This is a genomic window from Bowmanella dokdonensis (assembly GCF_017254865.1).
In the GTDB taxonomy this organism is placed as follows: domain Bacteria; phylum Pseudomonadota; class Gammaproteobacteria; order Enterobacterales; family Alteromonadaceae; genus Bowmanella; species Bowmanella dokdonensis.
Genome location: NZ_JAFKCV010000004.1, coordinates 91,167 through 115,955, shown reverse-complemented (window position 1 = coordinate 115,955; position 24,789 = coordinate 91,167). Strand labels below are relative to the sequence as shown.

The window sequence follows — 24,789 nt, the reverse complement described above, 5'->3', positions numbered from 1 at the left end:
CACGGCGGCATCACTTATCATGGTGCGTTATCGCCCTCGTTCTTTTCCACCCGACGGATGGCCAGCCGGGTAAAGACCGGGCCGATAATTTCAAACAATATGGTGGAGCTGATGACCAGCGTCAGGATGGTCTGGCGATACTGGGGGAACTGATTGGCCGCCACCAGCGCCATGCCGATGGCCACCCCGGCCTGGGGTAACAATGCCGGCCCCGTCCAACGGCGGCTGAGGCTGTCCATACCGGCCAACCGCGCTCCCATGGTCGCGCCCAGCAGCTTTCCCGCAGAACGCCCCAGCACGTACAAAGTCCCCAGCCAGCCGATACTCATGAGGGCGTCGAATTCCAGCGAAGCGCCGGCCAGCACAAAGAACAGCATAATAAACAGAGACTCGATGCCTTCGATGGCGTGAAATGGATAATCATGATGGCGGGCCAGATTGACGATAACCGCTCCCATGGTCATGGCGGCAATAAGATGGGAGACCTCGAACCAGATGGCCAGTCCCCCGCATATAAACACCAGCCCCAGGGCTTCGGCCAGCATGGGTTCACCGTCTTTGACCCTGCCGGTAATGTAAGCCGCGGGAATACCGATCATCATACCCAGCACCATTGAGCCGCCCAGCTCCCAACCCACTTCGGCAAAAAAGCCATTGTGGGCTTCACCGTTCAAACTGCTGACCACCGCCATTCCAAAAGCGAACAACACCAGTGCCCAGATATCGTCCAGGGCGACGATGGACAACAGGGCGCGACTGAACTTGCCCTTGTAGCCGGACTCGGATACCACATCCAGCACCGCCGTGGCATCGGTGGCGGCGGCGATACAGCCCAGCAGCATAGCCACCGGCAGCGGCAGGGAAAAAACAAACAACAACAAGCCCACCAAAAGTGCGGGCACCACAGAGGCCGCCACCGACAGCCACAGCACCTCGCCCATATTCTGCCGCAGTGAATGGATAGTCAGTTTGCCGCCGATCAGAAAGCCCACCATCAACAGGGTCATATCGGCAATGATTTCAAACTGGGTTGTCACCGGGGATGGGATCAGGTTCAGGCCCTGTCCGCCGATCAGCACGCCAAACAATAACAACAAGGTTGCCCTTGGCAGAAAAGTCCGTTCCGCCAGGGTCGAGGTAAAAAGTCCCAGCAGCAGAATACCGCCTATGGTCAGCAGAAATGCCACCGGACTGTGCTCATTGGCCACCAGCATCCAAATAACCTGTTGTTTCAATCGGTGTTTTCAGTCTAGCGGTAAATTGGCCGAGGGCTTTGATCTGGCGCTAAGCATCTTGCAAAAAGGTGCAGCCGAAGGCTTTTAACTAAAAAACGGCGCCGAAGCGCCGTTTTTAAGAAGTTAATGCTAAAGGCTGGTTCAGGATTTCAGATCGAAACGATCCAACCGCATTACCTTGGTCCAGGCTTTGACAAAGTCCTGCATAAACCTGTCTTTGCCGTCGTTGGCCGCATAGATCTCGGCAATGGCGCGCAGCTCAGCGCTGGAGCCGAACACCAGGTCCACCGGGGTGGCGGTCCACTTCAGCTTGCCGGTCTTGATGTCCTTACCTTCATACAGCCCCTGGCTTTTAGCGGAGGGGGTCCATCGGGTGTTCAAATCCAACAGGTTGACAAAGAAGTCGTTGCTTAGCGTGCCGGGTTGGGTAGTAAACACGCCATGCTTGGCACCACTTGTATTGGCATCCAGGCTGCGCAAACCGCCCAGTAACACTGTCATTTCGGGCACAGTCAGGGTCAGCATATTGGCCTTATCGATCAGCGAATTGACGGGTGAGAACATGGCGTCCTGGTGGTAGTAATTACGAAACGCATCGGCCTTGGGTTCCAGCACCGCAAAAGAGGCCACATCGGTCTGCGCCTGGGAGGCGTCGGTACGGCCCGGCACCACCGGCACGCTGATATCATGACCTGCCTGTTTGGCGGCTTTTTCCACCCCGGCCGCGCCGGCAATCACAATCATATCTGCCAGGGAAACGTTCTTGCCGCCTTTTTGCGCCTTGTTAAAGTCCTGCTGGATGGATTCCAGCTTCTTCAGCACTTTGGCCAGTTCTTTGGGGTTGTTGGCTGCCCAGTCTTTTTGCGGAGCCAGACGCAGCCGGGCACCGTTGGCACCGCCGCGCATATCCGTACCGCGGTAGGACGAGGCGGCCGACCAGGCCGTACGCACCAGTTCGGGCACGGACAGACCGGAATCCTTCACTTTGGTCTTAAGGCTGGCAATATCCTGGTCATCGATCAGGGCATGGTCCACCGCCGGCACAGGATCCTGCCATAACAGGACCTCGGACGGCACTTCATCACCCAGATAACGGGCCCGCGGGCCCATATCCCGGTGGGTCAGCTTGAACCAGGCCTTGGCGAAAGCCAGTTGGTATTCCTCAGGGTTTTCATGGAAGCGCTTGGCAATCTTGCGATACTCAGGATCGAACTTCAGCGCCAGATCCGTGGTGAACATAATAGGCGCATGGCGCTTACCTTCCACGTGGGCATCGGGCACCAGATTAGCGGCCTGCCCCCCCTTGGGCACCCACTGGATGGCGCCCGCCGGGCTGCGGGTCTGCTCCCACTCAAAGGAAAACAGGTTATCCAGATACTGGCTGGTCCAGGCCGTGGGGTTGGCAGACCAGGCCCCCTCCAGGCCACTGGTGATGGTGTCTTCAGAATGACCTTTGCCGCACTTGTTCTTCCAGCCTATGCCCTGGTCTTCCATGGCTGCGGCGCCCGGCTCCTTACCCATGCACTCTTCCGGTTTATGAGCCCCATGGGCCTTGCCGAAGGTATGCCCGCCGGCGATCAAGGCCACGGTCTCCTCGTCATTCATGGCCATACGACCGAAGGTGTCACGGATATCCCTGGCAGCCAGCAGCGGATCCGGATTGCCGTTGGGGCCCTCCGGGTTCACGTAAATCAGCCCCATCTGCACGGCGGCCAGGGGTTTTTCCAGTTTGCGGTCGCCCTGATAACGCTCATCCGCCAGCATCTGCGCTTCCGGACCCCAGTACACCAGCTCCGGCTCCCAGTCATCGGTGCGGCCGCCGGCAAAGCCGAAGGTCTTAAAGCCCATGGACTCCAGGGCCACATTGCCGGTCAGTACCATCAGGTCGGCCCAGGAGATCTTGCTGCCGTATTTCTGCTTGATGGGCCACAGCAGGCGACGGGCCTTGTCGAGGTTGACATTGTCCGGCCAGCTGTTGAGCGGCTCGAAGCGTTGTTGTCCGCCCCCGGCGCCGCCGCGGCCGTCAAAGGTGCGATACACCCCGGCGCTGTGCCAGGCCATACGGATAAAAAACGGGCCATAATGGCCGTAGTCCGCCGGCCACCAGTCCTGGGAGTCGGTCATCAGGGCCTGGATATCGGTCTTGAGGGCTTGCAGGTCGAGGGATTGAAAAGCTTCGGCATAATTAAAGTCCTCCCCCATGGGGTTGGACTCTGTGCTGTGCTGACGCAGGGGACTCAGGTTGACCTGATCCGGCCACCAGAAACTGTTGGGCTTGGCCTCTCCGGCCGCCATCGCTGAGCTGGAGGACATGGCCATCGTCACGACAAGGGCCAGCGCAGAAATTACCGGGACACGCTTTTTTAACATTTTTATCATCCTTTTCTAACAAGGGTTAAGGTGCGGGTACACTATAGTTCTAATTAATTCTTTTAGAGCCGGCGTTTAGATTGATTAAAGTGATTGTCGCAATCGAGGAAGTTGACAGTTGTTTTAGACCATTACACAAGGCGCTGTGGTAGCAGTCTTTAACTGCTGAGACGGCTCAATGCGTTTCTGCCCTGAAGCTTCGCGCTACACGTAGTTCGAACAGGTACTCGGGAACGAACAGAAAGAGAATTTTATGAAACAGTTTTATCGATGGATTTTGGTTTTCGTGTTTCTGGCGGCAGCCTTAGCTTCGTATAGTGCAGGGAGTTCAACCGGAGTCTTTATGTTCGTGATTCTTGGATTTTTGTTCGAGTGTGGGTTCTGGCTCAAGCTCTTCCCTGCAAAAAAGAAAGGCGGCGAATAAATGAAGCAGTTAGGTATATGCTGCAAGAAGCCCTTCAGAACAGTGACCCGCTTGCTTCGCCAACCACACTCACAACTGCCGCTTAGCGGTGCGTTAGAATGTACAGCCTCCTTAGTTTTTGATTCCTCAAGTGCATGACTTACAAAGAATTTAATAGGTTCTGCGGCAAATTTACTGCTAGCACATATATTGTGCAGTGGGGTGGTGCTCACGTTTGGAAAGTGGGTGGAAAGGTATTTGCTATTGGTGGCTGGGAGAAGATCGATAATCCGGCATTTACCTTTAAAGCATCCGATCTCAATTTCAATATTCTAAAAGACGAACCAGGGTATAGACCTGCACCGTATATGGCATCTAGAGGCATGAAATGGATTCAGCGGTGGGGTGAACTGGAAGTGAAAGATGATGAGCTGAAATACTATATCAAGGAGTCGTATCTTCTGGTTTGTTCGGGCTTATCCAAGCAAAAGCAGAAAGAACTCGGTCTGGGCGAAGATTAAGTATTATCGCGGTCAGCAGTATACACCCAGTAGGAGTGGGTGCTGAGTATTCTAACCATTTCGTAAACCGGGACGTTTGGCTTATGCCATTGGAGTCAGACGGCATGCGGCTTGGCATCTATCCAAAACGGAGGACATCATGGGACGCTTAACTTTCAGTATCAATGTCACGCTGGACGGCTGTGTGGACCACCAGGAAGGTGTCGCCGACGACGAGACCCACGCCTTTTTCACTCGCCTTATGGACGAGAGCGGGGCGATGCTGTGGGGCCGGCTCACCTACGAGATGATGGAAAGCTACTGGCCGGCAGTCGCCCGGGGCGATATGGAAGCCCCGCCGGCAATGCGCGAGTGGGCGGTCAAGCTGGAGGCAAAACCGAAGTACGTGGTGTCCTCGACACGAAAGCGCTTCCCCTGGACCAACAGCCACCCCATTGACGGCGACCTTTGCATGGGCATTCAGAAGCTCAAAGACGCGACCCCCGACGGTATACTTCTAGGTAGCGGCAAGCTCGCGGCGCAGTTGGACCGGTTGGAACTGATCGACGAGTACAGATTCCTTGTCCACCCCAGGATCGCCGGTCATGGTCCGACCCTGTACGAGAGTGGCCTGCCCAGCACCCGACGGCTCGAGCTGATCTCAGCAAAGCCGCTAAGAAGCGGCGCAGTTGCCATGCACTACCGGCGCGCTGACTCAATGAGGAGTCCTGAACCCCAGCCGCTAAGATAAGGACGTTAAGTCCGTCGCTTTAACAGACCCGCACCCAAACTCTAAATAGAGGAACCATGAACACTGACGAGAAAGAAATCCGGGCCCTGGTGGCAACCTGGATGACAGCGACCAAGGAGAGCGATGCCGATACCGTCCTTGGACTGATAGCGGATGACGCAAAATTCTTGGTGCCCGGCCAACCACCATTTGGAAAGGAAACCTTCGCCCAGGCTGCCCAGGACCCCTCGTCTGCTTCGATGGAGATTGACGGCGACAGCGACATACTGGAGATAACGGTGACGGGGGACTGGGCTTTTATGGTCAGCCATTTAACGGTAACAGTCAGGTCCGGCGGCTCAGTTCAAATGGTCCGCGCCGGACATACCCTCAGCGTACTGAAGAAAACCGACGGCCGCTGGAAACTATTCAGGGACGCCAACCTCTTGGTGCCGGTTCAGGAGACAACCGATAACCCCTGACAATTCAAAACAGGATCCAGCCGGCTCTCGCTAAGTCCTGCTCCTGTCAGCGGCGCTGAGCAAACAGCCAGATCTATTCAAAGTCGAGTCGACGCATTTCACTGTCGTCATGGGCCATTACAGCGCCAAGGAGTCGTACACCACCACTTTGGACCATAGGTGCGAGTAGCGTTCGACAAATTCCTGGTGCAGGGGATGGACCTGGTAGATATTCTGCCCTTCCACGTCATCAAACAACATGGTTTCGGAAACCTGGTAGCTGTTGTCCACCACCTCGCGCTTCTCGGTGGACGCCGGAATGCCTATCTGCAGACCTCGTATCGTCTCGATCCTGCGCAGGCTGTTAAGCCCTTCCACCAGCTTATCGCGGTCCTCTGTTGAACCGGGATTTTTCAGCCAGAAAAACACCTGATGAATTAACCTGGGCAACGGGTCACATGTCTGTTGGGCACTGGCTTTGCCTGGCAGCAGCGAAGAGGCTCCCAGCAGGGCGGTGGCACCAATAAAGTGTCGGCGGGAAGTGTCTGGCATGAGAATATCCTTATTTAACCGGACTAAAAACTAACAGATATCCCCTGGGGCCGGAACAGGGATCGGGTTATGATTTTTCTTCTTTTTTTGGCCACTGCCAATCGTCCCGCCGGGTGGCAGGACCGGGTGTGCCACCGGCATTCGCCTGTGGGGTATAGCCAAACCTGCCGGTCTACAGCCAGCAGGGCAAAAAGTTTCAGCCTCTGTCGAAACGCCTCCCTGCTGTTCGACTAACAGATAACCGACAAGGTTATCTTTTATTTACTGACAAGGAGAACGATTCAATGTCCAACATGATCTTTATTAACCTGCCCGTCACTGATCTGGCTGCATCGATGGCTTTCTACCAGGCCCTTGGATTTGAAAACAACCCGCAATTCACTGACCAGACCTCCGCCTGCATGGTATGGAGCGAGACGATCAACGTCATGCTGCTCACCCATGCGAAGTGGCGTACCTTCACCGCTCGTCCGATTCCCCCCTCAAACTGCAGCGAGGTAATGCTTGCCCTGTCCTGCGACAGTCGCGAAACGGTAGACGCCATGAACAGCGCGGCGAGCGAAAATGGCGGCACGGCAGATATCAACCCTGCACAGGATCTGGGCTTTATGTACAACCGCAACCTGGCTGACCCGGACGGCCATGTCTGGGAAGCCATGTGGATGGATCCGGCAGCGTTTCAGCCGGAGCAACAAACCGCTTAGAACAGCCCCAACTGGTCGCTGGTCAGTTCATCAAATGACAGGCCCACGAAGGGCAGGATGCCCTCGGCCACCGGCCGAATCTGCCGCTCGATATAGTGGTCATAGTCGATGGGGCTGGTCTGGTATTCCACCGGCTCGGGGCCGGTGAGGGTAATCACATAGGAGACCCAGCCCTTGTGCTGGTATTGCAGGGCTTTGCCGGCGGCCAGGTTTTTCTCGTCGGCCAGTTTGGCGGCCCTGGCATGGGGCGGAATGTTTTTGAGGTATTTTGCCAGGGGCCTGCGCAGGCGTTTGCGGTACACAAGCTTGTCGTCCAGCCGGCCGGCCCGGGTATCGGCAATCAACTGACGGATAAGCTCAGCCACGTCTTCACCGGCAAAGACTTTTTCATACAACCAGTGCTGAAAATCCCGGGCCAGGGCTGTCCAGTCAGAGCGTACCGACTCCAGCCCCTTGAACACCAGTTTGTCGCCTCCCGGGGTTGCCTTTAAGCCCGCGTAACGCTTCTTGCTGCCCTGCTCCGAGCCGCGGATGGTGGGCATCAAAAAGCGTTTGAAATGGGTCTCGAACTCGATTTCAAGATGGCAGTCCAGGCCCAGTTCGTCACGCAGTTTGTCATGCCAGCGCTGGTTGATCATGGCTTCCAGCTCCTGCCCGGCAATCTGGGCCTGCTTGTCGCCGGTTTCATCCCCCAGCCAAACGAAGGTGGAGTCGGTGTCCCCGTAGATCACCTGGTGGCCCTGCTCTTCTATCCAGCGGGCCGTGGTCTGCATGATCTCATGGCCGCGCAGGGTAATGGAGCTGGCCAGACGGGTATCGTAAAAACGGCAGCCCCCGGAACCCAGTACCCCGTAGAAGGAATTCATCAGGATCTTGATGGCCTGGGATCGGGCGGCGTCTTTATTGCGCTTGGCCTCATCCCGTTGCTGCCACAAACTGGTGATAATGTCCGGCAGGAAATGTTTCTCGCGGGAGAACAGCGCGCCGCGAAAACCGGCAATGGCCTTGTCCGGGGCCAGCAAGCCTTCCACCAGTCCCAGGGGATCGATCTTAAAGGTGCGGATGATGGAGGGATACAGGCTCTTGAAGTCCAGCACCAGTACCTGGCGATATAATCCGGGCCGGGAGTCCATCACATAGCCGCCGGGGCTGGCCAGGCCGCCGCCGTTGGGCAGGTTGGGAGCGACGTAGCCGGCCCGGTGCAACCTGGGCAGATACAAATGGGTGAAAGCCGCCACCGAGCCGCCGGCCCGGTCCAGCTCCAGCCCGGTCAACTGACTGCGCAAACGCAGGAAGTCCAGCAACCGGGTATGGGCGAAAATCTCCAGCACCAGTTCACAGTCGGTGAGGTTGTACCTGGCCAGTTTGACCTTGTTGTGAAGAAAGTCGTGCTTGATGGCAGCCAGGCGATTATCCACATCTTCGGTATCCTTACCTTTGCCCAGCAATTCCCGGGCAACCGATTCCAGACTGAAACTGTCAAACTGGTAGGTGGCGGTTTTCAGGGCGTCGATACCGTCTATCACCACCCTTCCTGGCACAGTAACAAAGCCCTGGTTGGTCTCGCGGCCGTCACGCCAGGTGGCCAGCGTGCCGTCCCTTCCCAACCGCAGCGGCACACCCAGTAACTGGGCGCGTTTCACCAGCAGCTTGAAATCGAAATTCACCACAGCCCAGCCGATGAAAAGATCCGGGTCGTAAGCCTGTACCTCCCCGACCAGGGCCAAAAGCAGCGCTTTTTCATCCGCTACCCAGAGGATCCATTCAGGTCCGGGTTGCGGGTCGCCGATCATGATGACCCGTCTGTAATCATCGGCAGCCAGCCCAACCGAATAGAGTTCGCCCTTCTCGCTGCACTCGATATCCAGGGACAGCAAACGAAAGTCCGGTAGATAGTCGGCCGGTTTGACCCTGGCTCCATTAACCTGGATAAAGCCGTTTCTTTGTTCCTGCTGACCGCTGAACATCAGCCCGGCACAGACAAAGCGTTCCATCAGGTAGCGATCGGTCAGACGGATATCGTCCTCGTAACAGGTGATGCCCGCCTCTTTTAACCTGTCCCTGGCCTGATAAGCCTGTGCCATGGCGGTAAAATACAATCCAGCCGTCGCCTGCTGGTCAAAGCTTCTCAGGGCGAGGGGTTTGGCGGTAAAACGAATCCCGGCCTGGTTCAACGCAGCCTGGGCCTTGGCCAGATCCGACGCCAGCAAAAAGAAAACCGGTTGCTGGGGTTCAGTAACCAGGCGGACGGGGCCCTGTGCACCGGCCAGCCAGTATTCCAGACAGGGGCCTTTGCTGTTTTCCAGCACTTGGCGAGTCAGGATAAAGCCGGTATCAACGGCGAAGTTATCAGGTTGTGGCTGGGGCATAACGTATCAGTGTGAAACAGGCTGCCAACCATACCAGTGATGAACGATTTATCCCAGTCCGCCGCTTTTACTGTGGCCTTTTGTCGTACAGGCGGGTAGGCTGGAAACCGGATAGCAGAGAGGTACTTCGGAGCAAGATGGCAAGGTTGGCCTGGATATTCGTACTTTATCTGCCCTGGACAGCCCTTGCGGCCCCAGGGTTTGACTATATCTGGATTACCCCGGATCCCCCCGGTAAAACCCATAAAAACATACAGGAAATGGGCATCAAATGGGTCACTTTCCAGCAATTGCGCCAGGCATCTGACTGGCCCGAACCCCAGGTGGTGGTAGCCAACAATATCCGCGCCCTGCAGATGCTCGAAGAACTACCCAATGCCTGCGCAGCCAACAAGCTTAAAACCGCAGACAGGGCGGCCAGATTCTATTACAGCGACCTGCCGCAGACCCTGTTCCCCGGTCTGAAACTCTACACCCTGAAAAACAGTGGGCTGGCTCACCATCTCACCGGGATAAAAGAGCTGCAGGGGCGGATCTCGGTGGTGGACGCCCTGGCGTTTGTGTCAGAGAAACAGTTTGGCCTGGTGGGCGGAAGGCGCTATGGCGATCAACTGGACCCTCTGCTGACAAAGACCCAATGGCAATTCCAGATCTGGCGGCGCACCGCCGCAGACATGGGCGCCGGGATGGTGGACATGTTGCTCAGGGGCCGTATCAGCGCCCTCATCGAACATCCCAACAGCGCTCATCATTATGCCCGGGAACTGGGTAAGGAAAACGAACTGCAGGGCTTTGACCTGCAGGAAACCCCAAACAGCAGCATGGGGTATATCATCTGTTCCAAAACCCCGCAGGGCCTGGCCCTGAAACAGCACTTCGATGGATTACTGCAACAGGTCAGCCGCCAACAGACCTACCTGGATACGCACCTGGCCTGGATGCCGACCCTCGACCAACAGGCCTATATCGATCTCTACAATGAGGTTTACGGCACCCGCTTTACCCTGGTGGAAGTGAGTGCCCAGGCGGATTGAAGCGGACAATATTCAGCGTTAGTTCATCCGCTCTGTTCTATCTTCTGCCCAAATACTCAAGATTGAGGAGACTGCCAATGAAACTGATATTGCCAGCCATGGCCGCCTGGCTGCTACTGACAGGCTGCGCCGGCAATAAGCCCACTTACGCAGAACATGCCGCCCTGGTGGACAGCTATATCCAGACCAATCAGCTTGAATCAAAAAGCCGCATCACCACCTTCCAACTGGACAGCTGGCATGACCTGGGCGAGCAGCACCTGATTCTGCGTACCTCGCCCTTTAAGCCTTATCTGGTCAAGCTCAAGGCCCGCTGCCCCAATCTGACCTTTGCCCATACCCTGGGCACGGACCAGAGCATGGACAACAGCCTGAGCGCCAATTTTGATGCGGTGTTTGTGCCCGACTATCCGCACCTGAAATGCCATATCGAGTCCATCTACCCCATCAGCCGCGAGCAGGCCAAGGAACTGATGGCCCTGGATGACATGAAGCCGGACGAGGAGTCCTTCAAGCCGGCGGCCATCGACACAGATACCGACGAAAACACCAATTAATTGGTCAGCGGGGCAAGCTGGAAATGCAGCTCGCCCCCGTCCAGTATCTGCTGATGGCGGATAACCGGCTGATTCAGCCGCTTGCCATTTAACCAGACCGATTCCACCTGCCCCTGGCCCGTTCTGCGCACGGTAAAGGGTTTGCCCGCCGGCAGGTTGAGCATGGCCTGTTCGAATTGTGGAATACCCAGCACATAGTCCCCCCCCACGGGGTTCATGGGATAAAAGCCCAGCGCGCTGAACACATACCAGGCCGACATCTGTCCCAGATCGTCATTGCCGGCCAGCCCGTCCGGCTGGGCCAGATACATGCTATCGCGGATTTCGGCGATGCGCTGCTCCATCTTGTGGCGGTCATCGGTAAAGGCATAGAGGTACGCCACATGATGCACCGGCTCGTTGCCGTGGGCATACTGGCCAATCAGTCCGGATATATCAGGGGACACGTCCCCCTGCATCTCGGAGCTGGTGGTAAAGAGCTCATCCAGTTTGGCGACAAAGTTCTGCTCACTGCCAAACAGCCCGATCAGGCCTTGTACATCCTGGGGAACAAAGAAGCTGTATTGCCAGGCATTGGCCTCCGTATAGTCCGTATTGCGGTGCTCCACATAGGTGGGATTAAAGGGGCTGACCCAACTCCCTTCTTTATCCCTGCCACGCATAAAGCCGGTGCTGGCATCAAACAAGGTCCGATAGCTCTGGGCCCGGCGGCTGAAATAGGCAAATTCATCCGGTTTATCAAGAGCGCTGGCCAGTTGGGCAATGGCCCAGTCGTCGAAGGCATATTCGAGGGTCTTGGACACCGCCTCCACCTCAAGCTCAGATGGGATATAGCCGTACTGGCGGTACAGATCCAGACCAAAGCCGTCCTGCATGGCAGACGCTTTTACCGCCGCGAATAAATGTTCAGGATCGGCGCTGGTCAGCCCCTTGAGGTAGGCATCCACCAGTACGGGCACCGCATGATAGCCGATCATCACATCGGTCTCGTTGGACATCAGATCCCAGGTGGGTAGCAGGCTGGTTTCGTCATAGAAGCCCAGCAGAGACTTGACCATGTCATCCACCCGCTGCGGATCGCTCAGGGTCAACAGGGGATGCAGGGCACGGAAGGTGTCCCAGAGGGAAAACAGCGAATAACGCCCGTAATCCGGATTGGCATGGACGCTGCCGTCGGCGCCGAAGAAGCCACCGTCTGTGTCATGGAAGATCTGCGGCGCCACAAAGCTGTGGTACAGGGCCGTATAGAACTTGGTTTTGTTGCGCTGGTCCGGGTCCCGCACAGCAAACTTATTCAATTGCTGGCGCCAGGCCCCGGCGGCCAGTTCCCTTGCTTCATCGAAGGACAGGTTCTGCGCCTCCGCCATCAGGTTGGCTCTTGCTCCCTCGATGCCGACATAGGACAAACCAACCCTGGCTTCTATCTGTGTGGCATCAGCAAAGTCCAATACGATCTGACCCTGCTCCGCCTGCAACTTTGCCCCTTTGACTGCCTTGCCCTCCTGATAGAGCTGGTGGGTAAAAGGCTTATCGAAACGGGCGACAAAATAGACGGGCTGGAATTTAGCCCAGCCGGTAGACAGGCGATAGCCGCTCAGGGTCCGGTTGTCCTCCACCCGCAAGAAGGTCACGACGGCTTTGTCATAGTTCTGTGCGTAGCCCAGATCCACCAGCAGCCTGGCCGCCTGCGGCCCCTCATAGCGGTACCGGTGCAAACCGGTACGGGTCGTGGCGGTCAGCTCTGCATTGACCTGTTCCTGGGGCAGATAGAGCTGGTAATAGCCGGGGCTGGCGCTTTCCCTGTCATGGCCGTAGCGGGTAAATATGCGGCCTTTTTCGTCCCGCTCCCGGGCCAGGTAGTCACCTCTGAAAGGCATAAAGAGCACGTCCAGCATGTCCCCCACCCCGGTGCCGGACAGATGGGTGTGACTGAAGCCGATCAGGGTATCGTCAGAATAATGGTAACCCGATGTCCAGTCCCAACCCTGTGAAGGATTGTCGGGACTGAGCTGCACCATGCCAAAGGGCACCAGGGCGCCGGGAAAGGTATGGCCATGGCCGCCGGTGCCGATGAAAGGATCCACATACTGCAGCGGATCCTGATCCGGAGACGTTACCGTCTGTGTGGCCGAACAGCCGGCACAGGAAAGGGCCAGACTTGCCAGCCCCAAGAGGAGAGATTTATACATCATTGTTCTTTCAGCTTATTCAACCAGTTAAATTTCAGGATCCAGGAGGTGACCAGGGTCACCAGCAATGCGCAGAAGAAGCCTTGCCACTGCTGGATAACCAGATAGATGGGCATGGCCACCAGCGACAGTTGCCAGACGATACCGACGCCGATGTTGGTCCAGTCGCGGGCAGGATGAATATCCGCCGCCAGATGGGGCTGGTCGGCCAATACCCTGGCACGGACGGGCCCCCACCATCCCCAGGGGCGCACCTGGGCAAAGAAACGACCCAATACGGCCTCGGGTTCCGCCGGTGTCAGCAACGAGGCCAGCACACTGGCCGCCAGGCTCACCAGCAACAGCCAGGGAAAGGCAAACAGCGGATGGGTGTCCGGCATCAGTAACGGCAGGCAGAGGGAGGCGATCAATCCCGCCAGCATGCCCCAGAAATAGCCGTAGGCATTAAAACGCCACCAATGCCACTTGAGCAGATTGGCCGCCGCATAACCGCCGAACAGGGCACCGAAGATCCACTGCATAATATCGTTGATGCTGGACAGCATCAGTCCCAGCCCCATACCGGTTATCACCAGCAACAGGGAGACCAGATAGCTGACCCGTACATAGGTGCGTTTGTCGGCATCGGGACGCAGGTACTTCTTGTAGATATCGTTGACGAAATACACCGGAGCGGCGTTGACCGAAGCGGCAAGGGTCGACATAAAGGCGGCCAGCAGACCGGCGATCAGCAAACCTGTCAGCCCCACCGGCACAAACTGGTTGATGGCATAGGGCAGGATCTGCTCGAAGTCGAAACCGCCCCCTTCGGCCTGAATCTGTGGTCCCAGGTAGACCAGGGCCAGTACGGTGAGGCCGGCCACCATCATATATCGGGGAAAGAACATCACCAGGGAAACCAGACCACTCATCTTGGCCGCTTCTTTTGGCGAACGGGCCGCCAGGATCCGCTGCATATCGTAGTTGGGGACGGGACCGGCCATGCTGAACAGCACTCCTTTGAACAGCATCATCATTACCATCAGGCCGAACAACTCCATGCCGTCTGATTGAATCTTGTCATTGACGCTGTCGATCAGACCCTGCCAGTTCAGATCCAGTTGCCAGCCGAACCACAGCTTATCCCAGTCCGGGGGCGTGGCGGCCTGGATCTGTTCCGGGCTGACCTGGTTGATGGCGATCACCCCCACAGCCAGGGCGGCAATGGTCATGATCACAAACTGCATCACCTCGGTGAAGACCACCGAATACATGCCGCCTTTGATCACATACAAGGTGGTAATGGCAAAGATGATCAGCGCATAAAGGTCCGGCGACAATTGCCAGGGAAAGAAGATCGCCGCGAACTTGCCTATGCCTTTAAAGGCATAGGCGATAAAGCCCACCGCGCTGACCAGGGCAAAAATCACCACCACCAGTTGGCACAGCTCGGCGCCCCGTCCGCTGCCGAAGCGGGTCTGCAACCACTGGGCGCCGGTCATCACGTTGGAGCGGCGCAGCCAGACGGACAGGTAAATCATCAGGAAGACCTGGTTAAAGATGGGCCAGACCCAGGGCAGCCAGGCGCTTTTCAGGCCATAGACGAAACACACGGACACCAGCCACATGGTACCGGCGATATCAAACATACCCGAGGCATTGGACACCCCCAGCGCCCACCAGGGTACCTTGTTGCCGGCCAGGAAGTAGGCGTTCATATCCCGGCTGGCCAAACGGGAAATATACAGCCCCAGCCCCAGGGTACCGGCCAGGTACAGGACGATAACCAGCAGGTCGATACTGCTGAGGTTCATGCCTGACTCTCCAGGGCCACATCGAACATGGACTGAACGCTGAGTTGCGCAGCCAATGTTTCGATCTGGCTGGCACTCATACCCGGCAATGCCAGGGTGATCCGTCTGGGCTGGTGGGGCAGAAGGTCGAAGAAGTTATCGGAAAAATTTACCTGTGGGTCGTGCACGTCGGGAAGCTCCAGATAGACCTGGCGCACCAGCTGATCGGACTGCATATCCAGGGTCAGCCTGCCGGCTTCAATCTGTCTGCTCAGTTCAATGCCGGCCTTGGTCAGGCGCTGCTGTTTGGTTGGCACGAAATAGTACAGGCTCTCGCTGAGCAACTCACCCCCTGGATCCAGCCATCGGGCCTGCAGTACCAGTCGACGGGGATCCTTGCCGGCAACCAGTTCCGCCGGATCCAGTTGACAGACCTGATGGCTCTGGCTGGCTGGTACAATCACGGCCTTCTCCTGCTGCCACAGAATCTGCCCGTCAAAATCCAGCAAGGTCAGGTTCACCCGACCATTGGACAAATGTAAGCAGTCACTGACCAGTTTAATCTCTAACGACTCGGCCTGTTTCATGATCAGGACAAGTTGTGGCGAAAAACTGCGCCTGGCCTGGTAATGCAGCGCTTTCCAGCGGCCGTAATAATCGATGCCCGACCAGGACGCGGCCGGCCAGGTGTCATTTAGTTGCCAATACAGGCTGCCCATACAAAACGGCATGGCTGCCCGGTGGGCTTCAAAGGCCAGCCTCAGGCCTTCCGCCTGTTGTACCTGACTAAGGTAAAGAAGACCGGCAAAGTCCCTGGGAGTGGGATACTCCTGTTCAAGATAGGACTGAATCAACCGGTTGCCCCTGGGATGCTTCTGGTGCACCGCCAGTACGGGCGAGTCCAGCTGCCAGTCCTGCGGTTCAGTAAAACGAGCCAGGGAGGCGGGCATGGGAAAGGACTGGAAGCCAAACTCGCTCATAAAACGGGGCACCCGTTTCTGGTATTCACTGAAGGGCTGCTCGCCATGCCAGACCCCCCAGAAATGATGGTTGCCCAGATGATCGGCGTCCTCTTCCCAGAAGGCGATGGGCGATGAGCGCAGGTAGAAGCGCTGCCCGTCCAGCTCTTCCACCTTGCCGGGCAGGCAGCCATCAAACAGCGCCATATAGTCCTGCTTCAGGCGGGTATACAGAGCGTCGTCGTAGCCAAATTTGTCCTGCCACTGCCAGTGCTTGATGGCCATATCCACTTCGTTGTTGCCGCACCACAAGGCCAGACAGGGATGATTACGCAGTCGCCTTATATTGAACTCGGCTTCCTGGCGCACATTATCCAGAAACGCCGCATCGGCCGGATACAGGGTGCAGGCAAACATAAAGTCCTGCCAGATCAGGATCCCCTTCTTGTCGGCCAGATCGTAGAAGTAGTCGTCCTGGTAGACCCCGCCTCCCCAGACCCGCAGCATATTCATATTGGCAGCCTGCACCGCGTCAAACTCCCTCTCCAGCCGCCCGGCATCAACCCGGTGAATAAAACTGTCGGAGGGGATGTAGTTGGCCCCTTTCATAAAGATTGGATGACCATTGACCTTGAGATAAAAGCTCACACCCATTTCATCCGGCTGGTTGACCACCTCCAGCGTCCGCAGGCCGATGCTGCGCTGCCAGACATCCACCTGCCGATCGTCGACCAGCAGGCAGAACCGAAAATCATACAGGGCCGCTTCCCCCAGGCCGTTTGGCCACCAGAGCCGGGGATCGGCCAGGCTGAAATCCAGCCTGTGCTCCCCGCTGTTCTGGAGCTGCTCATGGCGGTTGAGCCAGGGGGCCTGCTTACATTCCACTGCCAGCGACACTGCTGCGCCTGAAAGTTGGTGAACACTCACCAAGAAGCTGAACTGCGCCGTTTCGGGACTTAGCTGATGCTGGACAAAATGCACGTCGCGAATTATCGCCTTGTCCACAGCCTGCAGATAACAGTCCCGCCAGATACCGCTGGTGACAAACTTGGGTCCCCAGTCCCAGCCGAAATGACAGGGCGCTTTGCGACAAAATACGCTGAGCTTTTCTGGCGTCTTGTCATTCTCGGCCGGATAGGTGAAACCGGCGTGCTGGTGCAGCGGCAGGACCTGGCGAAGGGGCGAGTCAAACCTGACTTCCAGCAGGTTGTTGCCGGGCCTGAGTTGGTCCTTGCAGACCAGTCGCTGCCCCACAAACATATTCTGTCCCCGGCCCAGCAAATGACCGTTAATATAGATATCACAGAAGGTATCCAGTCCTTCGAAGACCAGTTCAACCTCATCCAGGGCCAGCATGGCCGCTGTCACCTCGAATTCCCGGCGATAGTGCCAGTCACACTTCTCAATCCATTGCAGTTGCGCTTCGTTGTCCCGTTGGAAAGGATCCTCAATCAGCCCGTTGGCCAGCAGGTCGGTAAAGTTGCATCCCGGCACGGTGGCGGGGTGCCAGCGGGGATCATCGGCCTGCCGGAATTGCCAGTCGCCATTCAGATTCAGGAACGCATGCGGCAGAGCTTGTTCAGATCTCATAATAATGATTTGTCTCTAATTAGCAGGCGGTGCCGGAGGCACGGCGGCAAAGTCCGGCCAGGTGGGCCACTTTGTCGGCGTCGACCCGCCCTTGGGTAAGTACAGCACTATGGCTATGCAGGGAGTAATGTCCTGAGGTGCCGTTGAGTCCTGTGGTAATGGCAGGCAGGTTGTGCGGCCCCACGCCGCCGCCCACCACCAGTTCCAGATCATCGCCGGCCAGCGCCAGCCAGCGGCGCAGATTGGCCAGCCCGAACTGCGCCCCCTGACCGCTTTGCCAGGGGGTGCCTGCGCTGAGCAGTCGCTCAATGCCCAGACTCAGCAAGATATCCAGGGCAGACCGGGGTTCGGCGATGGCATCGAAGGCACGATGGAAGGTCACTTCAAGTGACAGGGATTGGGCAAGCCCAACCAGTTCAGTCAGAGCCGGGACATCCACTTCACCCTGCTGACTGAGCAGGCCCAGCACCACCCCATCTGCCCCGCAGTCGGCGGCCATGCGGATACTGTCGGCCATCTGCGACTTTTCCCCCTGGCTGTAGACGAAATCTCCGGCCCTGGGGCGAATCATCACCAGCAACCCGGCGCCCTCCCCCCAGGCTTTCCTGGCTGCGCCAATGATCCCCTGATCCGGCGTCAGACCATCCTGCGCCATCTGGGTACAAAGCTCGATACGGGATGCTCCTCCCTTTCGGGCGGCGGCCACATCGTTATAAGCATGGTCGGCCTGATCGGCGCCGATGCAGATCTCCAGCGCCCTCATGGACTGATCTCCAGTCTGCCCAGTTGCACTGCCCTGGCCTGGGCCGCTTTTTCAACTTTCAGGCCAATCTGCCTGATTCGTTGCCCTGCCAGCCCCTGCAGGGAAAAATTCTGTTGTTTCCACCCCGAAGCTGACGACAGGGAAAAGACATGCTGCTGCCCATCTAACATGGTCAGCACCAACGAGACTCCCTGCGCCTGCCCCTGCCAGGTCAGGGTCAACTGACTGTCGGGACCTGGCTCAAAGTCCGTGGCAAATAGGGGTGCCACCGCATTGGTATCGGCTGTGGCCTGCACAGACAATGCGCTGCCGCCCTGGTAGACCCGTTCAAAGTCGTAATCCAGTTCGAGTTTGCCTTCCCCGGTCCAGGCAAACTGCCAGGTGGGCAATGGGTCCTGCCAGGCCATCTGGGTCCAGGGTCCACCTTGCTTCTGGCCCTGTTCCACCCATTGCTTACCCTGGCCCGTATTGAAATGGGTGACAAAAGGCAGTCTGAGCAGGGTTGTCCTGGCCGGCAGATAGGCGCCCAGCCCCTGCCAGCCTCTCGCATCCTTTTCAGCCAGATTCAGGTCATCACCGGCAAACAGACGGGTCTCAGTTCGATAAAAGTCCCGCGCATGGCAGGGATCCTGGTCGAAATTGCTGAAGGCCGGCGTATGGGATTCACCGTCAAAATTAAAATTGAAATTGGGCGCAAACAGGGCAATGGAAGTGAGCGCCTGACCGTCCTTGAACAACCAGTCCAGCCACTGACGGCGACTGAAGGCGCGCTGGGCATTGCGACTCGGCCAGAGATCGACCCCGGTATAAACCTCATAAGGAGAACGGCCGAGTCCCAGGGCCTGCTCCCTTGAGGCCTCCACCATGGCCTGGTCCCACCAGTAGTTAAGGAAGACGGCGTCGCTGCTTCTCACCTTGCCCTCCTGCAGGTAACGGCTGTTTTGCTCGTTGAGCCGGTTCTGCCAGCGCACTTCGCCGCTATCCACCATGGCATCGTACCAATGGATCTCCATGCCCTGGGGGGCATTGGCCGTCAGATACTGTAAAAACTGCAGCATAGCGGCGGCCAGCTCACGGCCCCGGACCAGATCGTTCTGCTCCTCCACCAGTTGATTGGCGGCGTCCTTGACGGCGGTCAAATCCGTCTCCTGATTGATCAGCCAGCCATCGAAGCCGTAATAGTCGGCGATCTGAATCAGCTTGTCCGCCAGTACAAAGCGTCCGTCCTTGTCCTGTCTGAGCAGGGCCGCCACAGTGTCCGGATTGCCCCCCCAGCGCGCCACACCGAGAAACACAGAGCCTATGACCTTGACGCCGTTGCGGTGGGCCGTCTCCACCCAGGGCCTGGCCGGGATCTGCACCGTATGCTCGGCGGTACCGGCAAACCAGTTGAGAATGTCGATTTGCGGCCAGTGGGTAAAGTTGTAGAGGTTAAAGGCGGGCTGCACGTCCAGGTAGTTGGCAAAATTGTTCATACCATCGGGGGCATACAGCACCCTGGCCGGATTTTGTTTTGTGCTCTGACCGGCCAGCGGCGCCGGCAACCTGCTCGCGAGGGCGTGCCGGGACACATTGCCTGGATCCGCCAGCTCCGAGTCGGGTGACCAGTGTGCCAGTTGCTGCAAAGTCAGGGCAAAAGGCGGTTGATTGGGACGGATGGACAGCTCGTCAGCCCGGACCAGGCCTGTCAGCAGGCAGCACCACAATACCAGCAGTCTCATCCGGCCTGCTCCGTCAGCAGACTCTGACCGTCCAGCAGTTTTTCACCCTGATTGTCGGTGACGGCATAGTTAAATCCAGGCTGGATACAAAAGGCACCGGACTCTCCGCGCTTATTCAGGGCCAGAAAGCCCACCTGGAAGCGGGCAAAGTCGCCCAGCTTGGCGGCGATGCGCTCCACCGCCTGTTGGCAGGCCTGCTGGGGACTGGCGCCCTGGCGCATCAGTTCCACCACCAGGTGACAGCCCACGGTCTTGATCATTAACTCACCCATACCGGTGGCGGTGGCGGCGCCAATGTCATTGTCCACATACAGGCCCGCACCGATCAGGGGGGAGTCCCCCACCCGCCCCGGCAACTTGTAGGCGGCGCCACTGGTGGTGCAGGCGCCGCTCAGGTTACCGGCGCTGTCCAAGGCCAGCATGCCGATGGTGTCGTGGTTTTCAATATTGATGGGTTGAACCTTGCGATCCTTGAGCCACTGCCGCCAGTCGGCCTCGGCCTCGGCGGTCAGCAGGTTTTCCTCGGTAAAGCCCTGGTCCAGGGCGAACTGCCTGGCCCCTTCCCCCACCAGCATGACATGGGGCGTTCTCTCCATTACCAGGCGGGCCACCGAGATGGGATGCTTGATATTGTGCAGGCAGGCCACAGATCCACAATTCATGTTTTCGTCCATGATGCAGGCGTCCAGGGTGACCTGACCGGCGGCATCCGGATAACCGCCCAGGCCCACCGTACGAACCCTTGGATCGGCCTCAGGCACGCGGACGCCCTGCTCCACCGCATCCAGGGCCCGGCCGTCCGACGCCAATATCTGCCAGGCAGCACGGTTGGCGGCCAGACCATGTTCCCAGGTGGAAACCACTACGGGTTTATTCAGCCCGCCGGAAGAACGGGCCAGCCCTGGAAACAACACACCGGCCGCCCCGGCCAGGGCCGACAGTTTGAGAAAATAACGTCTGCTGTTCATCCACGACTCCCCTGTGTTTGGACTTGTTGCCGGGCAAACATGACGGCACCTTGCTCCGGGCCGGCCTGTGCCGGACAGAGATGGGCCTGACAATCTTCACTCAACCAGGACTTCAATGGCTGACTGAGCCCCCCGGTGATGGCCACGGGTGCTGCGCCCAGATACAGGAGCCGCTGAACCACCCGCTCGACAAAATCCGCCGCCTGGCGCACCAGCAGGCTGGCAACCTGATCGCCAAACCCGGCCAGTTCGAAAACCAGCGGTGCATAGCGGGCAAAATCGGTGGCCTGGGCGTGCATCAGTTGCTCGGCCAGTTGGGTGGCATTGCAGTCAGTCAACAGCCGGTCTGTCAGGCCGGTGGCCGGCCCCAGCTTGTCGTGATGAAGCAGCGCCGCCTTGACCGCCTCCAGGCCCAGCCAGGAGCCGCTGCCATTGGCATTGATTGGAAAACCGTAACCGCCGATCTGGGTCAGTTGCCCTTCCACCATGGCCAGGGCACTGAATCCTGTGCCCAGGATAATCAATCCTCCATCCAGACCGGCATGGGCACCCAGAGCCGCCGCATGCAGATCCGTGGTGAGATGCAGGCTGGCAAAAGGATGCTGCCATTGCTGCATCTTGCGTTTCATCGCCGGCAAATGCAGACCGGCGAGGCCGGCTCCTGCCTCCAGGTGCCCCAGGCAATCGTCGCCCAGGCAGGCCTGTTGCAAAGCCTGGCGGGTGGCCTGGAGAATGGAGTCATGGGTTTGTTGCAGGCCATAAACCGGATTGGCCGGCCCACCCCGTCCCTGTCCCAGACATCGGCCCTGTCCGTCGAACAGACTGGCCCGGCAGTGGCTGCCGCCCCCGTCGATGCCAAGGAAAAGCCTGTCAGTCATCATTTGATTCCGTTGTCGTCCCAAGTCTTCCTGGATGACTACCTCGGCCATGCAGTTACTCCTAAATATACGCGCTTTCCAATATCCGGGACGCACAGAGCAAAGAGCGACGGCCGGCATCGTTACCGGCCGTCCTGCCCGGTCAGAGATCCGGACCTATGAGCTCAATCTCGGCTATCTGCATCAGGGTATCGTCACCTTTGTTCTTGGTGATATTGATGCGGTAGGTGTTGAAGGCAAAACCGTTACCCATTTCAAACAGCTTGCGTTCGAACCTGTTGTCCCAGGATTCGCCAATCCAGCTGCCCAGCCTTGTCCAGGTCACGCCACCGTCGTTGGATCCCTCAATATTGAAATTCTCCGGGTCGCGGCCGTCTGCATCGTTGGCACTGGTAATGGCGATGCTGCTGACAATTCGGGCCTGCGGCAGGTCGATCTGCACCCAGGAAGGATCCTCCTCGGACGGCGCACCTTTCCAGTCGTTGTGATCCAGCCATTTGGTATTGACGTCGTCATCAAAGGCCATGGCTGCGGCTTCGGCATCGCTGATGGCATTACGGGCGGTGAACGCCGCACCGGCTGAGGAGGAATGGTCCACCGACACATATTGGGGACCAATGAGTTCGATTTCCGCCACCTGCATCAGGGTGTCATCGCCCTTGTTCTTGGTGATGTTCAAACGGTAGTAGCTAAATCCCAGGTCATTGCTGAAAGGGAACACCCGGCGTTCAAAACGCTCTTCAAAGCCTTCGCCGATCCAACTGCCCAGGCTGACCCAGTTCTCGCCATCATTGGAGGCCTGAATATTAAAGTTTTCCGGATCACGGGCGTCGGCGTCATTGGCACTGACCAGCCCCAGTTTATTGATGGCCACAGGAGTGGGAAACTGAACCTGAACCCAGGAGGGATCTTCCTCAGAGGGCGCACCTTTCCAGTCGTTGTGGTCCAGCCACTTGGTATCGTAATCACCGTCAAACGCCATGGTGGCCGCTTCGGCGTCACTGATGGCATTACGGGCGGTGATAACAGTATCAGCCATTTGTCCATGGTTGAGATCAGGCAGCTTAGGCCCCACCAGACCGATCTCGGCGATCTGCATCAGGGTATCGTCCCCCTTGTTCTTGGTGATATTCAGCTTGTAGGAGCTGAAGGCCAGACTGTTGGTCACACTGAACTGACGGCGCTGGAAACGCTCGTCAAAGCTTTCGCCTATCCACTGTGACAGAGTGATCCAGTTCTCCCCGTCATTGGAAGCCTGCAGGTTGAAATTTTCCGGATCCCGGGCATCGGCGTCGTTGGCGCTGGTGATAACCAGGGTATCCACAGCCCTGGGCTCGGGCAGGTCGATCTGCACCCAGGAAGGATCCTCCTCGGACGGCGCGCCTTTCCAGTCATTGTGATCAAGCCACTTGGTATTGATGTCATTGTCAAATGCCATGGCCTCGGCCTCGGCATCGCCGATACGATTACGGGCGGTGATATTGGCACTGCCAACCGGGTCGGTATGATCGGCGCTGGTGTAGATGGGACCAACGAACTCCACCTCGGCAATCTGCATCAGGGTGTCGTCGCCCTTGTTCTTGGTAATATTCAGGCGGTAGTGGCTGAACTCCAGGCCGTTGACGAAACGAAATTCCTTACGCTCGAATCTTTGCTCGAAGGTTTCACCGATAAATGCGGCCAGCGTGATCCAATTCTCCCCGTCATTGGAGGCCAGTAACTGGAAATTCTCCGGGTCGCGGGCAGGCGCATCGTTGGCACTGGTGATGAACAGACTGTTGACTGCCTGAGGTTCGGCAAACTGTACCTGCAACCAGGAAGGGTCTTCAACACTGGGCGCGCCTTTCCACTCGTTGTGATCCAGCCATTTGGTGTTCACATCCCCGTCAAAGACCATTGCTTCGGCCTCAGCATCGCTGATGCGGTTACGACCGGTAATCACCGCCGAAGCCAGATTGGCCTCGGTGGTCACTTCACGGACCGGACCCGAACTGGTATCGCTTTCCAGGAATGCCAGGGACAGCTCAATGATATCCTCGGCGCTGACCGCCAGCTTATCCAGATAGGGCATTGCCGCCACCGACGCCAGCATGCGCTCGCGCAGCGGTGTCAGTACCGTTACATCCCCTTCCTGGGCTATAACAATGGCAGCGGATACGTCACTCATCAGGCCGCTGAAGGTTTCACCCTCGCCGATATTGGCGAAGGCCGCATTGAGCAGCGACAGCTTGATGACGTCATTGCTCACCAGGGTGTCCTGGCACTGCTGTTCGGTAACCGGGTTGCCGTCAGCGTCTGTGACAGGATTGCCGTCTTCGTCCACCACAGGGACATCTTCACAAGCCTCGCCGGTGACAAAATTTTCGTAGGATTCGGCGCTCACCAGTTCAGTACTGAATACGTTGGCCTTGGCGCCGACTCCCAGGGCTTTGAGCAGGGTTTGGGAATTATCTGACAGGGCCAGCTCATACAAGGGTCGGACCGAAACGTTCCGCCCGCCGGCCACCTGTTGAGCAACCAGTTCGGCAGCCACTGTGGTCAGGGCATTGGCCTGGAAACCGGCGTCTGCAACACCGTCAGAGCTGCTGGCGTAAGGGACCTGCACATAAGTCAAAGTGGTGAACTGGGTGCCTTGGAGGGGTTCCCCGGTGAGGGGGTCACCCATCCCGACCCCGGCACAACTGACCGCGTCGCAAATCATGCTGGTTTGTGCATCGGCGGTGACATTGACTTTGAACATGCCGTTGATGCCAAAGCCTTCCCGGGCTTCCACACCGAAGCTGATTCTGCCGTCAGCGTCCGTCCTGTCGGCAGAGTTCATGGTAATGTCGGCGCCGTTCAACTGCGACACGCTAACCAGCGCGTTGGCCAGAGTGCCTTTAACTGCCGAACCGCTGATATCGGCGGAAGTATGATCGATCTGCACGGGCACATCGGTGGGGTCGGCATCGCCCGCTCCGCCACAGCCGGAAAGGCCACCCAACGCCAGCACAACCACTGCATATAACTTGTTGTTTAGATATTTCATTGTTAT

General features: G+C 57.7%; 19 protein-coding genes. 7 read left to right on the top strand and 12 right to left on the bottom strand.

The features are described from left to right. Nucleotides 1-17 precede the first annotated feature (17 nt). Together J0A66_RS08605 and katG are read right to left on the bottom strand one after the other, a co-directional pair. Complete coding sequence (locus tag J0A66_RS08605; RefSeq protein ID WP_241264105.1) at nucleotides 18-1,235, bottom strand: cation:proton antiporter; 1,218 nt, start codon at nucleotides 1,233-1,235, stop codon at nucleotides 18-20. Nucleotides 1,236-1,376: 141 nt separating this feature from the next. Further along, nucleotides 1,377-3,605, bottom strand: a complete 2,229-nt coding sequence (gene katG, locus J0A66_RS08600) for a catalase/peroxidase HPI (protein ID WP_206573393.1) — start codon at nucleotides 3,603-3,605, stop codon at nucleotides 1,377-1,379. Nucleotides 3,606-3,858: 253 nt separating this feature from the next. Here katG and J0A66_RS08595 point away from each other — a divergent pair, with 253 nt between their 5' ends. The 4 genes from J0A66_RS08595 (at nucleotide 3,859) to J0A66_RS08580 (ending at nucleotide 5,720) form a co-directional block, all read left to right on the top strand. Continuing rightward, nucleotides 3,859-4,029: a hypothetical protein gene (locus J0A66_RS08595; protein WP_206573392.1), complete on the top strand. Its 171-nt coding sequence runs from the start codon at nucleotides 3,859-3,861 to the stop codon at nucleotides 4,027-4,029. Between the two features lie 134 nt (nucleotides 4,030-4,163). Continuing rightward, entirely contained in the window at nucleotides 4,164-4,529 is a 366-nt protein-coding gene (locus tag J0A66_RS08590) for an MmcQ/YjbR family DNA-binding protein (RefSeq protein WP_206573391.1), read from the top strand. Between the two features lie 139 nt (nucleotides 4,530-4,668). After that, on the top strand, nucleotides 4,669-5,259 hold the full coding sequence (locus tag J0A66_RS08585; RefSeq protein WP_206573390.1) for a dihydrofolate reductase family protein: 591 nt from the start codon (nucleotides 4,669-4,671) through the stop codon (nucleotides 5,257-5,259). Nucleotides 5,260-5,315: 56 nt separating this feature from the next. Continuing rightward, nucleotides 5,316-5,720: a YybH family protein gene (locus J0A66_RS08580; protein WP_206573389.1), complete on the top strand. Its 405-nt coding sequence runs from the start codon at nucleotides 5,316-5,318 to the stop codon at nucleotides 5,718-5,720. Between the two features lie 117 nt (nucleotides 5,721-5,837). Here J0A66_RS08580 and J0A66_RS08575 read toward each other — a convergent pair whose 3' ends face one another. After that, nucleotides 5,838-6,251 (bottom strand): Dabb family protein, encoded by a 414-nt coding sequence (locus tag J0A66_RS08575; protein ID WP_206573388.1) that lies wholly within the window; start codon nucleotides 6,249-6,251, stop codon nucleotides 5,838-5,840. 284 nt (nucleotides 6,252-6,535) lie between these two features. Between J0A66_RS08575 and J0A66_RS08570 the strand changes: the two genes are divergently transcribed. Further along, nucleotides 6,536-6,955, top strand: a complete 420-nt coding sequence (locus tag J0A66_RS08570) for a VOC family protein (RefSeq protein WP_206573387.1) — start codon at nucleotides 6,536-6,538, stop codon at nucleotides 6,953-6,955. Here J0A66_RS08570 and J0A66_RS08565 read toward each other — a convergent pair. After that, complete coding sequence (locus J0A66_RS08565; protein WP_206573386.1) at nucleotides 6,952-9,324, bottom strand: DNA polymerase II; 2,373 nt, start codon at nucleotides 9,322-9,324, stop codon at nucleotides 6,952-6,954. The two genes, J0A66_RS08570 and J0A66_RS08565, sit on opposite strands and share 4 nt — an antisense overlap. A gap of 137 nt (nucleotides 9,325-9,461) precedes the next feature. On the opposite strand from J0A66_RS08565, the gene J0A66_RS08560 reads away from it, so the two are divergent. Beyond that, on the top strand, nucleotides 9,462-10,358 hold the full coding sequence (locus tag J0A66_RS08560) for a hypothetical protein (protein WP_206573385.1): 897 nt from the start codon (nucleotides 9,462-9,464) through the stop codon (nucleotides 10,356-10,358). A gap of 77 nt (nucleotides 10,359-10,435) precedes the next feature. Further along, a complete protein-coding gene (locus J0A66_RS08555) occupies nucleotides 10,436-10,915 on the top strand; it encodes a DUF6491 family protein (RefSeq protein WP_206573384.1) in 480 nt (159 codons plus the stop codon). Here the strand turns inward: J0A66_RS08555 and J0A66_RS08550 are convergent. The 8 genes from J0A66_RS08550 to J0A66_RS08515 all read right to left on the bottom strand — a co-directional run bounded on the left by J0A66_RS08550 (nucleotide 10,912) and on the right by J0A66_RS08515 (nucleotide 24,783). After that, nucleotides 10,912-13,104, bottom strand: coding sequence for a GH92 family glycosyl hydrolase (locus J0A66_RS08550; RefSeq protein WP_206573383.1), 2,193 nt, complete (start codon nucleotides 13,102-13,104; stop codon nucleotides 10,912-10,914). The genes J0A66_RS08555 and J0A66_RS08550 overlap by 4 nt on opposite strands. Further along, nucleotides 13,104-14,897, bottom strand: a complete 1,794-nt coding sequence (locus J0A66_RS08545) for a sodium:solute symporter family protein (RefSeq protein ID WP_206573382.1) — start codon at nucleotides 14,895-14,897, stop codon at nucleotides 13,104-13,106. Before J0A66_RS08545 ends, J0A66_RS08550 begins: the two co-directional genes overlap by 1 nt. After that, nucleotides 14,894-17,425 (bottom strand): beta-mannosidase, encoded by a 2,532-nt coding sequence (locus tag J0A66_RS08540; protein WP_206573381.1) that lies wholly within the window; start codon nucleotides 17,423-17,425, stop codon nucleotides 14,894-14,896. The genes J0A66_RS08545 and J0A66_RS08540 overlap by 4 nt, the downstream gene beginning before the upstream one ends. Before the next feature lie 19 nt (nucleotides 17,426-17,444). Beyond that, nucleotides 17,445-18,188 carry a copper homeostasis protein CutC gene (locus tag J0A66_RS08535; protein WP_206573380.1) on the bottom strand — a complete coding sequence of 248 codons (744 nt, stop codon included), beginning with the start codon at nucleotides 18,186-18,188 and terminating at the stop codon, nucleotides 17,445-17,447. Beyond that, entirely contained in the window at nucleotides 18,185-19,909 is a 1,725-nt protein-coding gene (locus J0A66_RS08530; protein ID WP_206573379.1) for an endo-beta-N-acetylglucosaminidase, read from the bottom strand. The genes J0A66_RS08535 and J0A66_RS08530 overlap by 4 nt, the downstream gene beginning before the upstream one ends. Then, entirely contained in the window at nucleotides 19,906-20,877 is a 972-nt protein-coding gene (locus J0A66_RS08525) for an isoaspartyl peptidase/L-asparaginase family protein (protein ID WP_206573378.1), read from the bottom strand. Before J0A66_RS08525 ends, J0A66_RS08530 begins: the two co-directional genes overlap by 4 nt. Then, on the bottom strand, nucleotides 20,874-21,806 hold the full coding sequence (locus tag J0A66_RS08520; protein WP_206573377.1) for a glucosamine kinase nucleotide-binding domain-containing protein: 933 nt from the start codon (nucleotides 21,804-21,806) through the stop codon (nucleotides 20,874-20,876). Before J0A66_RS08520 ends, J0A66_RS08525 begins: the two co-directional genes overlap by 4 nt. Nucleotides 21,807-21,897: 91 nt before the next feature. After that, complete coding sequence (locus tag J0A66_RS08515; protein WP_206573376.1) at nucleotides 21,898-24,783, bottom strand: discoidin domain-containing protein; 2,886 nt, start codon at nucleotides 24,781-24,783, stop codon at nucleotides 21,898-21,900. Nucleotides 24,784-24,789 lie beyond the last annotated feature (6 nt).